General features: G+C 76.3%; 14 protein-coding genes. 5 read left to right on the plus strand and 9 right to left on the minus strand.

Features of this window, described 5'->3' with window-relative positions; all coding sequences use genetic code 11:
- The first annotated feature begins 106 nt into the window (after window positions 1–106).
- Complete coding sequence (locus IHE55_RS26725) at window positions 107–1,018, plus strand: YobF C-terminal domain-containing protein (RefSeq protein ID WP_197992270.1); 912 nt, start codon at window positions 107–109, stop codon at window positions 1,016–1,018.
- Window positions 1,019–1,128: 110 nt separating this feature from the next.
- Here IHE55_RS26725 and IHE55_RS26730 read toward each other — a convergent pair whose 3' ends face one another.
- The gene (locus IHE55_RS26730) at window positions 1,129–1,452 is read right to left on the minus strand and encodes a hypothetical protein (RefSeq protein WP_197991373.1); all 324 of its coding nucleotides are present in this window, start codon (window positions 1,450–1,452) and stop codon (window positions 1,129–1,131) included.
- Window positions 1,453–1,872: 420 nt separating this feature from the next.
- Between IHE55_RS26730 and IHE55_RS26735 the strand changes: the two genes are divergently transcribed.
- Window positions 1,873–3,576 carry an amidohydrolase gene (locus IHE55_RS26735; RefSeq protein ID WP_197991374.1) on the plus strand — a complete coding sequence of 568 codons (1,704 nt, stop codon included), beginning with the start codon at window positions 1,873–1,875 and terminating at the stop codon, window positions 3,574–3,576.
- Window positions 3,577–3,607: 31 nt separating this feature from the next.
- A complete protein-coding gene (locus tag IHE55_RS26740; RefSeq protein WP_197991375.1) occupies window positions 3,608–4,423 on the plus strand; it encodes a helix-turn-helix transcriptional regulator in 816 nt (271 codons plus the stop codon).
- A 162-nt stretch (window positions 4,424–4,585) separates the two neighbouring features.
- On the opposite strand, the gene IHE55_RS26745 is transcribed toward IHE55_RS26740, so the two are convergent.
- Genes IHE55_RS26745 through gvpO form a run of 8 tightly spaced genes read right to left on the minus strand, consistent with a single transcriptional unit; the run spans window position 4,586 to window position 8,126 of the window.
- A complete protein-coding gene (locus IHE55_RS26745; protein ID WP_197991376.1) occupies window positions 4,586–4,978 on the minus strand; it encodes a gas vesicle protein K in 393 nt (130 codons plus the stop codon).
- Window positions 4,975–5,166, minus strand: a complete 192-nt coding sequence (locus IHE55_RS32795; protein ID WP_197991377.1) for a gas vesicle protein — start codon at window positions 5,164–5,166, stop codon at window positions 4,975–4,977. Before IHE55_RS32795 ends, IHE55_RS26745 begins: the two co-directional genes overlap by 4 nt.
- A complete protein-coding gene (locus tag IHE55_RS26755; protein ID WP_197992271.1) occupies window positions 5,163–6,017 on the minus strand; it encodes a GvpL/GvpF family gas vesicle protein in 855 nt (284 codons plus the stop codon). Before IHE55_RS26755 ends, IHE55_RS32795 begins: the two co-directional genes overlap by 4 nt.
- A 5-nt stretch (window positions 6,018–6,022) precedes the next feature.
- Complete coding sequence (locus IHE55_RS26760) at window positions 6,023–6,415, minus strand: gas vesicle protein (protein WP_197991378.1); 393 nt, start codon at window positions 6,413–6,415, stop codon at window positions 6,023–6,025.
- On the minus strand, window positions 6,394–6,606 hold the full coding sequence (locus IHE55_RS26765) for a gas vesicle protein GvpG (protein WP_197991379.1): 213 nt from the start codon (window positions 6,604–6,606) through the stop codon (window positions 6,394–6,396). Before IHE55_RS26765 ends, IHE55_RS26760 begins: the two co-directional genes overlap by 22 nt.
- Entirely contained in the window at window positions 6,603–7,322 is a 720-nt protein-coding gene (locus IHE55_RS26770; RefSeq protein ID WP_197991380.1) for a GvpL/GvpF family gas vesicle protein, read from the minus strand. Before IHE55_RS26770 ends, IHE55_RS26765 begins: the two co-directional genes overlap by 4 nt.
- Complete coding sequence (gene gvpJ, locus IHE55_RS26775; protein WP_197991381.1) at window positions 7,319–7,786, minus strand: gas vesicle protein GvpJ; 468 nt, start codon at window positions 7,784–7,786, stop codon at window positions 7,319–7,321. The genes IHE55_RS26770 and gvpJ overlap by 4 nt, the downstream gene beginning before the upstream one ends.
- Window positions 7,787–7,823: 37 nt before the next feature.
- Window positions 7,824–8,126, minus strand: a complete 303-nt coding sequence (gvpO, locus tag IHE55_RS26780; RefSeq protein WP_197991382.1) for a gas vesicle protein GvpO — start codon at window positions 8,124–8,126, stop codon at window positions 7,824–7,826.
- An 867-nt stretch (window positions 8,127–8,993) separates the two neighbouring features.
- On the opposite strand from gvpO, the gene IHE55_RS26785 reads away from it, so the two are divergent.
- Together IHE55_RS26785 and IHE55_RS26790 are read left to right on the plus strand one after the other, a co-directional pair.
- Entirely contained in the window at window positions 8,994–9,188 is a 195-nt protein-coding gene (locus tag IHE55_RS26785; RefSeq protein ID WP_197991383.1) for a thiazolylpeptide-type bacteriocin, read from the plus strand.
- 111 nt (window positions 9,189–9,299) lie between these two features.
- A complete protein-coding gene (locus IHE55_RS26790; protein WP_197991384.1) occupies window positions 9,300–12,071 on the plus strand; it encodes a lantibiotic dehydratase in 2,772 nt (923 codons plus the stop codon).
- Window positions 12,072–12,076 lie beyond the last annotated feature (5 nt).

Below are 12,076 nucleotides of genomic sequence, written 5' to 3' on the forward strand. Positions count from 1 at the left end.
CCACCTGTTGCGCCCGTTCCGTTCCGCCCGACCCGAGGAGGATCCCTTGACCCCGCACCTCGCGTACATCGGCTCCGGCCCCTACTGCTACAGCAACGCGTTGGCGATGCTGCTGGGCCCCGGAGCGCCGTCCCCGGCCGTCATCGAGACGCTGACCGGCTCACCCTTCGGCGTCCAGCTGGAGGCCGGCACCCTGCCGCTGTTCGACCCGTACGGCTGGGACCCCGAACGCGGCCTGGACGCCGCTGTGGAGCTGCTCGGATGGCGCTGCGCCCGCACCGCCGGCGGCACGCCCGCCGAGGCGCTGGACCGGCTCCGGACCGCCTGCGGACGCGGCCCCGTGCTGGCCGGGCCGCTCGACATGGGCCTGCTGCTCCACCAGCCGGGCACCCCCACCGCCGACGGCGGCGACCACTACGTCGTGGTGCTCGCCGCCGACGGCGACACGGTGCTCCTCCACGATCCGCACGGCCACCCGTACGTCACCCTGCCGTCCGCCGTGTTCCTCGACGCCTGGCGCGGGGAGTCCGTGCCCTACACCGGCGAACCGTTCGTCCTGCGGGACCGGTTCGTCCGCGAGCGCCACGTCCCGGTGGGGGAGGCGCTGCGCCGGTCGCTGCCCCGGGCCGTCGGCTGGCTGGCGGGCCGGGACGACCTGCCGGTGCGGGCCGGCACCCTCGGCGGACGGGCGGCGGTCGAGCGGCTGGCCTCGCTCACCGACCGGGGCCTCGACCCGGGCGTGCGCGCCTTCCTCACTCACTTCGCCGTCCGGGTGGGTGCCCGCCGCCTGGCCGACGCGGCGGACTGCCTGGCCGGCCTGGGGCTGACCGGCGCGGCCGAGGCGGCGGCCGGCCAGGCCCGTGCCCTGGGCGCGGTGCAGTACCCGCTGGTGGTGTCCGACGACCGGGCCGCGGCCGAGGCGCTGCGCCGGCTGGCCCCCGGCTACGACCGGCTCCACGACCGGCTCCGGCAGGCGCTGGCGACCGCGCCGTCGCCCGCGCCGCCTACCGGGGCGTGACCTTCGCCGGTGGCCCGGGGACGGCCTTCCCGACGGTGGCGCCGGGGGACGGGTGCCCGGCGTGCCGGCCGCGTCCGGCGCCCGCGGGCACCGGGCGCGGCGGCGGCCCGTCAGCCGAACCGCACGCTCTGCGCCCGGTACCTGCCCCAGGTGATGGCGGTGCGGGAGGGCACCACCTCGCTCACGCCGGAGCAGCCGTAGTTGTTGAACACCCGGGCGTCGGTGTCGGTGTCGTTGTCCACACCCAGGGCGGGTGTGTCGAAGTCGTAGCAGACCAGGTTGGTGGGGTCGGCGATCCGTCCGTGGCTGCCGTCGATCCGGTCGTAGACGAACGTGCCGGTGGCGGCCCGGGCGTCGAGGGCGGGACCGAGGGCCAGCGCGAGCGCGGCGGCGGTGGTCAGGGCCGCGCGGGTGGCGGTGATGAGTCCGGTCATGTCTGTCACCCCTTCCGGGCCCGCCGGGGGCCGGGCCCTGCTGCGCAGGATCGCCCCCGGCAGAACACCGGTGAAGCCCCCGGCACCCGCTGCCACCCGCACGGAGGACGCGCCGCTTGCCTGTTCCGGCGCGGAGCACGGCGCCCGTCCGCCGCGGACAACCGGCGCCCGGCCGCCACGGATACGGACGGCGGGGGCCCGGTCCGGTGACGCCTCGGCGGGGCGCGTGCGCCCGGCGCGGCGCGCCCCCGCCCGCCCCCGGGGGCGCCGGACCGCGGCGGCGGGCTCCCGAGGGGAGCCCGCCGCCGGGCGCGTATCGGTGGGTCGACCGATGTGCCGGGCGCGGCGGCGCGGCCATAGTCCTGGACAGGACGAACGCGGGTGGCCGTGGTGCCCCCGCACCTGCGAAAGGACCTTGCTGTGGACACGTATGCGGACCTGGTGTTTCTCGACGGCCGGGTGGTGACCGTCGACGCCGAGTTCTCCGTCGCCTCGGCCCTGGCGGTGACCGGCGGCATCATCAGCGCCGTCGGCGGGCGGGACGACGTGGCGCCGCTCATCGGGCCCGCCACCCGCGTCGTGAACCTGCGGGGGGCGACGCTGCTCCCCGGTATCAACGACTCCCACCTGCACGGGTGCGCCTTCGGCATGGCGACGCCGCCGCTCTCCCTGGAGGTCGGCCACCCGGCCGTGTCCTCCCTCGCGGACGTGGCCGAGGCGGTCCGGGAGGCCGCCGGCCGGGTTCCGCGCGGGCAGTGGATCACCGGCCACGGCTGGGACACCGGTTACCTCGCCGAGTGCCTCGCCGACCCGTCGCGGCTGCCCTCGCGGCACGACCTCGACGCCGTGAGCCCGGACCACCCCGTCGTGCTGTACTCCTTCTCCGGTCACGCCACCTGGGTCAACTCCAAGGCGCTGGAGCTCATCGGGGTGGACCGGGACACCGTCGCGCCGCCCGGCGGGGCCATCGTCACGGACGAGGCGGGGGCGCCCACCGGGCTGCTCCACGAGGGGGCGCAGGCGCTCGTCCAGAACGCGCTCCCGCCGCTCAGCCGGCAGGAGCGGACCGACGCGGTCCGGTCGGCCCTGGCCACCCTCGCCCGGCTCGGCGTGACCAGCTACACCGAGCCCGGGCTCGGCCCCGGCGGCGACGGCATCATGCGGGGCGCTCTCGGCACGGAGACCCTGGAGGTCTACCGCCGGCTGCTGGCCGACGGCGAACTGACCGCCCGCGTCGGGGTGCTGCTGCTGCCCACCGGCATGGCGAGCACCGCCGAGGAGTTCGGCCGTACCCTCGACGCCCTCGGCAAGCCCGGCGACGCCGACCCGCGCCGCCTCGCCATCCTCGGGGTCAAGATCTTCGCCGACGGCATCGTGCCGAACAAGACGGCCTGGATGCACGAGCCGTACGTCGGCGGCGGCTGCGGCTCGCTGTGCGTGGGCGGCGCGACCGACGCCGAGCGGACGGCCGAGATCGGCGCCATGATCCGGCACGCCCACGCCGCCGGCTACCAGCTGGGCATCCACGTCACCGGCGACCGCGCCGCCGACACCGTGGTGGACGCCTTCGCCGCGGCGGTGGCCGAGCACCCGCGGCCGGACGCCCGCCACTACGTCATCCACGGCGACTTCCTCACCGCGCACAGCATGAAGGTGCTCGCCGAGCACGGCTACGGGGTCAACATGAACCCCACCATCAAGTGGACCGTCGCCGACATGGAGGAGGACTTCGTCGGCGCCGAGCGGGCCGCGTACGCCTGGCCCTACCGCGACGCGCTCGACGCGGGGGTGCGGGTGGCGAGCGGGTCCGACGCCCCGGTCACCCACCCGGACTGGCGGCAGGGTTTGGCCACCATGGTGCTGCGCGAGTCGAAGGCCGCCGGCCGGGTCAGCGGGCCCGAGCAGCGCATCAGCCTGGCGGAGGCGATCCGTACCTACACCATCGACGCGGCCTGGCAGGACTTCGCCGACGACTGGAAGGGTTCCCTGGAGCCCGGCAAGGTCGCCGACCTCTGCGTGCTCGACGGCGACCTGCTCGACGCCGACCCGCACGACATACCGGGGATGCCCGTGGTGCTCACCGTCGTGGACGGGAAGGTCGTGCACGACACCCTCGGCATTTGACGTATTCCGGGCGCGTGATCATCCTGGAGGGATGGCAGCGGAGCGGAGCACGGCGGACATCCTGGACGCGGCCGTCCACGTCCGCGAGGCCGCCCGGAGTGCCACCCGCGGCGCCGCCGGGGTCGACGCGGTCCTGACGGCGCTGTCCGAGGTGGTCGAGTACGACCACGCCTCGCTGGCCCGGTGGGACCCGCTGCGGCGGCGTCACACCACCCTGGCCGGGAGCTACCCGGACGACGCCACGGAGTACATCGAGACCCGGCTCCACCACGACCCGGTGTTTCCGGTGCTCCGCACCCCGGCGGGGGGCGGCCTGTGGCTGCGGGACGTTCCCCGGCCGCTGCTGGCGGCCTCCCCGGGGTTCCGGGAGGTGCTGAGCCCGCTCGGGATCGAGGACGGCGTGGCCCAGTGCCTGTTCGCCGCCGACGGCCGGTACGTCGGCATGCTGAACGTCAGCACCCGCCGGCCGCGGCGCACGCCCGACCCGGCGCGCGCCGTGGTCACCCTGCTCACCGACGCCCTCGCCGCAGCCGTCGATCCACGGACCGCCCCGGCGGACGCGGAGCCGGTCCGGGCCCGGCCCGCCGCCGGCCCCGCACCGGCCCGGCCGGCGGCGGCCCGCCGGGAGCCGGACGGCCCGCGGCCCGGCGGCCTGTCGCCACGGGAACTCCAGGTGCTGGCCGAGCTGACCACCGGCCGCACCAACCGGGAGATCGCCGCACGGCTGTACATCGCGCCGCGCACCGTGGGCACCCACATCGAACACATCCTCGCCAAGCTGGACCTGCCCAACCGCGCGGCCGCCGCCGCCCGGGCCGCAGCCTGGGGGATCGCGCCCCGAGACTGACGCGGGGTCCGGGGTGGCCGACAGGAAGTCGGCCACCCCGGACCCCGCGTCAGTGGTTCAGGGCGGCAGCGGACGGCGTCCGCCGCGGCGTCCGGAGACCCGCGGTACCGCACGGCATCCGCGGCACACGGGCTTGCTGGGGACCTCCGGGCGGAGCCGGCCTCAGCGCGCGGGCGGACCCGGAGGCCCGTCGGGGCCCGTCCAGTCGACAGCGGACAGGTGCTCGGCGAGGACCGGGCTCCCGGCCGGCGCCGGGGCCCCGGTGCCGCCGGAGGGGACGTCCTCCGGGGGCAGCAGCGGGCCCAGCGGTCCCAGATCGAGGTTGAGGTCCGAGCGCCGCAGCCCGTGCTGCCGGCAGAGGCTGTCCATCCGCTCCTCCAGCAGCATCAGGGTGCGGCCGATCCGCTCCTCCTGGTCCTCGGTGAGGCCACCGGATTCCGCCCGGCGGACCGCCTGCCGCTCCATCAGCTGCCGCAGCAGCTCCACCACGGTCAGCACCAGCCGCATCAGGTCGCGCTCCACGGTGTCCTGGTCCAGCTCCACGCGTCCGCTCACTTCTCCTCCCAGGGTGCGGGCACGGTGTCGTTCACCGAGCTGATCAGGGCCCGCAGATCGATCCGGACCAGGTCCACGTCGGCGATCCGCAGCGTGAGGTCGCCGGTGAGCACCACCCCGCCGGCCAGCAGCCGGTCCAGCAGGTCCACCAGGGCGATCCGCTGCTCGGGCAGGGCGCCGGTGCTCATGCGGTCCCCCCACCGCCGCCCGGGACCGGCGCGGCGGCCGGCGGGTCGTCGTCGGGCGAGAGGAAGGAGTACGGGGCCCAGGGCCCGGTGAGTTCCAGCCGGACGGCCGGGAGCCGGCCGCCCAGGTCCCGTACGCGGGCGGCGAAGGACTCGCCGGCGGCGCCGGGCACCAGGAAGGCCGCGTTGAGGACGTTGGGCTCGGCCACCCCGGAGAGCCGGGTGTTCTGCGGGGCGTGCAGCCGGGTGTCGGCGGCCAGCGGCGTCAGCTCCTCGTAGACCTGCCGCGCACCGTCCCGGGCGAGCTGCCACCGCTCGTCACGCGCCCGGCGCTCGGCGCTCCGCCGGCGCAGATAGGCCCGTCCGGACCCCGCCCCGTCCGTACCACCGGCCGCCCCCGGGCCGCCGGCCGGAACCGCGGCGGCGGGCGGGGGAGTGGCCGCGGCGTACACCTTGACGCCCCATTCGAGGTGGCCGTCCAGCCGGTCCAGGGCCTCGGTGAAGCGGTCCCGGCCGGCTTCCAGCAGATTCCGCACCCCCGGCTCGTCGTGGCAGACGGTGGCCAGCCGCAGCGGGATGACGCAGCCGGCCGTCCGGGTCGCGGCGTCCACCACCCGGTGGTGCGCGCGGGCCACGTCCGCCAGCCAGTCCAGGTCCTCCAGCCGGGCGCGCAGCGGCGCCTCGGCGAACTCGGCGGCCGGCACCGGGCCGGTCAGGGCGGTGAGGCCGGCGTGCCGGACGGTGTCCACCGGGCCGCCCGCCACCCCGTGCAGGTCCCCGGGCAGGGCGGGCGCGGGCCGTCCGTCACGGGTGACGGCGTAGACGTACCGCAGCTCCTGGCGTGGTCGGTCCATGGTGGTCACCGGGTTTCGTCCTCCTTCGCGGGACGGTCGCCGCCGGCCTGTGCCCCGGCGGCCTCCAGTTCGGCGAGCCGGGCCCGCAGCCGCGCGTTCTCGGCGTCCAGGGCGCGCCGCCCGGCGCGGGAGGAGAGCGACGGGTCGTCCTCCCACCAGTCGATGCCCATCTCCTTGGCCCGTTCCACGGAGGCCACGACGAGCCGCAGCTTGATGGTGAGCAGTTCGATGTCGAGCAGGTTGATGCGGATGTCGCCGGCGATGACGACTCCCTTGTCCAGCACCCGCTCCAGGATGTCGGCGAGGTTGGAGCCCCCCGCCGGCTCCAGCCCGCCGGGGCGGGCCGGAGCGGCGGGGCGCGGCGCGGCGGGGGCGGTCAGCGGATCTCTTGCGTCCATGCGTGCGCCTCCTCCAGGCGGTCGAGCAGCAGATCCTCCTGCCGCTCGAACTCGGTTTCGTCGATCAGCCCGTCGTCGAGCCGCCGTTCCAGTTCGGCCAGCTCCCGCCGGACCCGCGCCGGGTCGTAGTACTCCCGCTCCGCCTGGGTCACCACCTGGCGCAGCACCCAGCCGACGAACGAGAGGATCACGGTTCGACGAAGCTGTACGGCGGCAGCGGCCCGTTCAGCCGCAGGTCCAGCCGCGGGTGCTCGCGCCGGAGCCGGTCCACCGCCTCGGCCACCGCCGCCCCGCCCTCCCGGGGCACCAGCAGGGAGAGGTTGACGAACCAGCCGCCGCTCTCCGGCCCGGGCCGGTGCTCCTCGGCCAGCGGGGTGAGGGCCTCGGTGACCAGCTCGGCGTCGACCTTCTCGCGGTCCTGCACGGCCCGGGCGACCCGCTCGCCGGTCTGCAGCCGGGACTCGTAGCTGCCGCCGCCGGCCGAACGGTTGGCCGCGGCCATCTCCCGCAGCCCCGGCTCCTCGTCCAGCAGCTGGCGCAGCAGCACCTGCTCGTGGTGGACCGCCTTGACGTTGTACTCGCTGCGGCCGTCCAGCCGCCGCAGCCGGTCGCGGTAGTCCGCGGCGCGGGCGGTGAGCACCTCGCGGACCTGCGACTCGTCGGGCGAGACGCTGCCGAAGCGCATCGGCAGCACGGTGCACACCTTGCCGACCTCGGTGAGCACCCGCTGATGGGCCATCAGGTCACGGCGGCGCGGGCGGATGCCCTCCGGGCAGTCGCTGACCAGCGCGGTCAGCTCCCCGGCCCGGACCCCGCGCACCGGGCGGGGCGGGTCGCCGACACCTTCCAGCCGGTCCGGAAGCGGTGGCTGGCCGCCGGGCACGATGCCGTAGACGTAGGTTTTCACGCGTCCTCCCCCGACTTCTTCGCCGCGGTCCGGCGGCTGCCGGAGCGGCTCTCGCCCTCATCCGATCCGGCGGCCGGCTCCGGTTGCTGCTCCCGGCCGCCGCGCAGCGTCTCGCTCAGGCCGCGCGCCGCCTGGGAGACGGCCTGCCCGGCGCCCGAGAGCGCGCCCTTGGTCTTGCTCCGCGCGCCGCTCTCGGTCGCGCCGTTCACCAGCTCCGGCAGCCCGGCCGACTTGTGCGGTCCGGACTCCAGGTCCAGGCGGTTGCACGCCTCGGCGAAGCGCAGATACGTGTCGACGCTCGCCACCACCACCCGTACGTCGATCTTGAGGATCTCGATGCCGACCAGGGAGACGCGGATGAACGCGTCGATCACCAGGCCGCGGTCGAGAACGAGTTCCAGCACGTCGTAGAGGCCGCTGCTGCCGCCTCCGCCGCCGGTACGTTCCGCGGGAACAACCGTCATGTCGGTGTCTCATTCCTCTCCGGACCGGTCATGCCACTCAGTGGCGGTCGCCGCGGGCGCGTTCGTAGCGCCGGACGCGGCGGTAACCGGTCAGCATTCCGTCGTGGTCGAGGGAGATCTCGTAGAGCGCCAGGAGACTCATCGTCTCCGGCACCCGGGCCACTTCCACCACCTCCACCTCCAGCAGCCAGCCCTCGTCGGCCCGTTCGAAACGGGTCACCGACTCGGGCCGCAGTCCGGTCAGTTCGGTGAGCTGCTCGCATCCCGAGCGCAGCAGCGCCACCGGGGACGAGCCGCCCTTCGGCGGCGTGTCGTCGGTCTCATTTGGTGTGTTTGTCATATCTGCCTCGGTAATCCGGCTACCCGCGATTCGGCGCTCAAACGGAAATCCCGGGAAAAGGTGCCGATGAGGCCGCCGGAAGGTGGTCGACGGGACCCGGCCGGGAGCCCGGTCCCGAGACGGTCGGGGGCCGGTGCCGAGTCGGGCGGGCCCGGCCGGGCGGCGCCGCGGGGTGTGCGGGGTGGTCGGTCATGGGGCGGGGCGCAGGTGCGTACGGCGGGCGGGTCCGGGGCGAGGGCGGGCCGGGGACCCGGGGCGGCCCTGGGGAGTCGGGTGCGGGCCCGTGGGTGCAGGCCTGGGGGTGCCGGGTGCGGGCCCGGGTGGGGTGATCCGCCGGCGCCGGGTGGGCCGGGCACCGCCGGGCGGGGTCCTGGTGCGGCCGGGGCGGCGGGCGGGGGCGACGGTGGTCCGGGGTGGCGATTCCGGGTGGGGCGGACGTCCCGGCGCGACCGGGAGGCGGAGCAGGTGACCTGGTGCGATCCGGGAGCGGGCCGGCCTCGGGCCGCCGCGTCTGCCCGGCCGCCTGGGCCGGGCCCCGGACCCCGGCGCTCCGGTGGCCTTCGGGGCGGCGGAGTCACCGCTTCCGGGTGATGTCCCTGCTCCGCGGCCCGGCCGGTATAGCTGCATATCGCATGTCGGCCAACGGAATAACCCAGCCAATCCGCAGATGGCCCGCTAAAAGCCGGTTGGCATCAGCGAGTTCAGTCATATAGTCATACCCGCAACTCCGCGATCACCGGGGTCTACGGGCGTCGTGGTGCGGTTTTCCCCTCCGCGACGCGTTCCGTGACCCCCGCACAAGGCGCCATCAGCACGGCTCGATCGAGTGCACATCAGCCTTCACCCCTTCGTCGCAGGAGAATTCACATGTCTGACTCCGTACGCAGTGACGCCTTCGACCTCCAGGACCTGGAGCTGGACCTCGGTGACCTGACCGTCACCTCGATGCGCGACACCGCCGCGCTCCCCGAGGGCGGCGCCTCGTGGGGCAGCTGTTCCTGCCAGGGCTCCTCGTCCTGCACGCAGCCGCAGCCGCAGACCGACTCGCTCAACGTGGGCTGACCGCGGACGCCCGGCAGGGCGTCCGCGGCAGGCCGACGCCCGTCCCGGGCCGCCCCCCGCACGGTGGGCGGCCCGGGACGGGCACCACCACACGACGGGACGGGATGACGCATGCGGCACTCCGTGAGCACCGGCCACGACCCCGGGTACCGGGTGCGGTCGGCACCGTACGCGCTGGTGCGGGCGACCGTGCTCACCTACCCGGCGCAGAGTCCGGCCGGCGCGGACCTCCGCGCGGTGCTCGCCCGACTCGCCGACGTCGAGCGGGAGTCGGCCGCCCTCGTCCCGGCGCTCGGCGACGACCTGTACGCCAGCCGGTCCGGTCACCCGCCCGCCTTCCACCGCGACGTCGTGCTGCCGCTGCGCCGCGCCCTGCACAACGGCCGCGAACCCCGGCCCGCCGTCCTCGCCGCACTCGGCGACCTGCCCCGGCGGCTGCCCCGGCTGGCCCGCTGGCTCACGCTCCACGACCGCCGCCGTGCCCTCCTGGAGACCCTGGACCGCACCGCCGGCCCCGCGCTGGACGCCGAACGCGCCGCCCTGGCCGCCCTCTGCCGGGAGCCCGCCCTCGCCCGCGCCACCGCGCTCACCAGCGCCGACCTGCTCCGGGCCGTGCAACGGGCCGGCGACGGCACCGCGGACCGCCGGACGCGGAAGGAAGAGCCCAACGTCCTGCGCTACGCCCTGCGCGCCAGCACCAAGACCAGCCCCCTGTCGTGGTTCACCGCGGTCGGCTGGGGCCCGCTGCCCGAACCGCCGGACGGGCGCCCGCTCCGGCGGGACTGGGGCGACCCCGGCCCGCTGGACGGCCCGCTGCACACCCGGGTCACCGTCAACCGCACCCTCACCAGCGCGCTCACCGCCGCCCTGCTGGACGCCCCGCACCGCCGCGTAGGGCTGCCGCACCGCGTCACCAGCACCGCGCGGGTCACCGGCGACCGGGTCACCTACTCCCGCAGCCGGACCGTCTTCGCCGGGGGCCGCTACCTGGTCACCGAGGAGGACGAGGCGGAGCTGGCCAACACCGGACCGCTGGGCCTGGTGACCGCCCGCGCCCTGCACCCGGTCACCCGGGAGGAGCTGGCCGGCCACCTCGCCGCCGCCCTGTCCGGCGCCGGAGCCGGCGACGGCCGGGCCGCGGCCGAGGCCTTCCTGGAACGCCTGTGCCGGGCCGGCCTGCTGGTGCCCACCGAACCGGTGCCGCCGCAGGACGACGACCCGCTGGGCCGGCTCACGGACTGGCTGCGCGGCCTCGCCGCCCCGGCCGGTGCCGAGCACCGGGGCCCGGCCGGCGCCGAGGAGCAGGGCCCGGCCGGTGCCGCGGACGGGGAGCAGCCCGGCGCCGAGGTCCGGGAACCGGCCGGTGCCGAGGACCGGGACCTGGCTGACCGCATCGACGCCGTCGCCCGGCTCACCGCCGGGTTCGGGCCGGCCACCGCCGCCGAGCGGCCCGCCCGCGTCAGCACCCTGGTACGGCACTGGACCGAGCTGCTCGCCGCCGCCGGCCGGCCCGTACCGCCCGGCGCCGCGCCCCTGAACGTGCTCTCCGAGGACGTCGTCGCGCCCCGCCCGGCTCGGCTCGACGGCTTCCTCGACGGCGCCGACCACGAAGCCCTCGCCGAGGTCACCGCGCTCGCCGAACTCTTCGACCTCGGCCACCTGGTGCGCCGCGCCGCCCGCGACCGCTTCGTCCGGCGGTACGGCAGCGGCGGCAGCTGCGCCCACCCGTGGGAGTTCGGCCCGGAGACGGCCGCCGCCTGGCAGGACGCCGCCCGGATCGCGGCCCTCGACCCCGCGGACCGGGCCGCCTTCCCCACCGGCGCGGAGGAGTTCGCCGCCCTCCGTGGCGAACTGGCCGACCGGGTCCGCGCGGCGGGCGCCGGACGGGACACCGCCGACACCGACGTGGTGCTCCCCGGCGACCTCGTCAAAGGCCTGGGCGAACGGTTGCCCCGCTGGGCGGTGGCCCGCCCGGCCGGCTACGCCTGCTTCCTCCAGCGCGACCCCGCCGCCGGGCTGCTGTGCGTCAACCGCGTCTACGGCGGCTGGGGCCGGTTCACCAGCCGGTTCCTGGACCTCCTCGACCCGCGCGCGGCCGAGGCGGTCTCCCGGCAGATCCACGACGCGCTGGGCCCCGGTGCCCGCCCCGCACAGCTCCGGCCGGTCGGCGGGTTCAACGCCAACCTCCACCCGCTCCTGGTCCCCGACGAGATCGGCCCCGACCGCCGCTGGGCCCCGATCGGCGAACCGGACCTGGAACTCGCCCACGACGAGGCCGCCGACCAGCTGCGGCTGCGGCTGCGCGGCACCGGCGAACCGCTCGACGTCCTCTACCCGGGCTTCCTCGCCCCGGTGATGCTGCCCCGCCGGATCGCCGCCCACCTGAGCGACCTGCCGCACGGAATGGTGGACTTCCAGCCGCTGGTCCCCCGCCACCCGCTGACGGCCCCCGGCGGCCGGGTAATCGTTACGCCCCGGCTGCGCCACCGCCACGTGGTCCTGCTCCGCCGCCGCTGGCTGCTGCCCCCCGGCGTCCTCGCCGCGTTCGTCGCGGACCTCACCGCCGGGCCCGAGGTGCCGGCCGCGGCGGTGGCCCGCTGGCGGGCGCTGCTCGACCTCCCCGAGCAGGTCTTCCTGCACCCGGTCGCCGCCGCGCCCACCGGACGCCCCGCCGAGGACTTCCTGACCCGGCTCGCCCGCCCCAAGCCGCAGTTCGTGGACCTCGGCAACGCCCTGCACCTGCGCTGCCTGGCCAAGTGGCTGGCCCGCCACCCGGACGGCGCGGCACTGGAGGAGGCGCTGCCGGCACCCGGCGGGGCCGCCGCCCCGGCCCGGGCCGTGGAACTCGTCCTGGAGACCTACCGCGCCGCACGGCCGTCCTGACCCGC

It is taken from the genome of Streptomyces pactum (assembly GCF_016031615.1).
GTDB classification, from domain to species: Bacteria; Actinomycetota; Actinomycetes; order Streptomycetales; family Streptomycetaceae; genus Streptomyces; species Streptomyces pactus.

Excerpts from the sequence above, each read along its gene's own strand:
- IHE55_RS26725 (WP_197992270.1), top strand. The coding sequence starts at position 107 with ATGCTGCTGGGCCCCGGAGCGCCGTCCCCGGCCGTCATCGAGACGCTG.
- IHE55_RS26730 (WP_197991373.1), bottom strand. The coding sequence starts at position 1,452 with ATGACCGGACTCATCACCGCCACCCGCGCGGCCCTGACCACCGCCGCC.
- IHE55_RS26740 (WP_197991375.1), top strand. The coding sequence starts at position 3,608 with ATGGCAGCGGAGCGGAGCACGGCGGACATCCTGGACGCGGCCGTCCAC.
- IHE55_RS32795 (WP_197991377.1), bottom strand. The coding sequence starts at position 5,166 with ATGAGCACCGGCGCCCTGCCCGAGCAGCGGATCGCCCTGGTGGACCTG.
- IHE55_RS26755 (WP_197992271.1), bottom strand. The coding sequence starts at position 6,017 with ATGGACCGACCACGCCAGGAGCTGCGGTACGTCTACGCCGTCACCCGT.
- IHE55_RS26760 (WP_197991378.1), bottom strand. The coding sequence starts at position 6,415 with ATGGACGCAAGAGATCCGCTGACCGCCCCCGCCGCGCCGCGCCCCGCC.
- gvpJ (WP_197991381.1), bottom strand. The coding sequence starts at position 7,786 with ATGACGGTTGTTCCCGCGGAACGTACCGGCGGCGGAGGCGGCAGCAGC.
- gvpO (WP_197991382.1), bottom strand. The coding sequence starts at position 8,126 with ATGACAAACACACCAAATGAGACCGACGACACGCCGCCGAAGGGCGGC.
- IHE55_RS26785 (WP_197991383.1), top strand. The coding sequence starts at position 8,994 with ATGTCTGACTCCGTACGCAGTGACGCCTTCGACCTCCAGGACCTGGAG.
- IHE55_RS26790 (WP_197991384.1), top strand. The coding sequence starts at position 9,300 with ATGCGGCACTCCGTGAGCACCGGCCACGACCCCGGGTACCGGGTGCGG.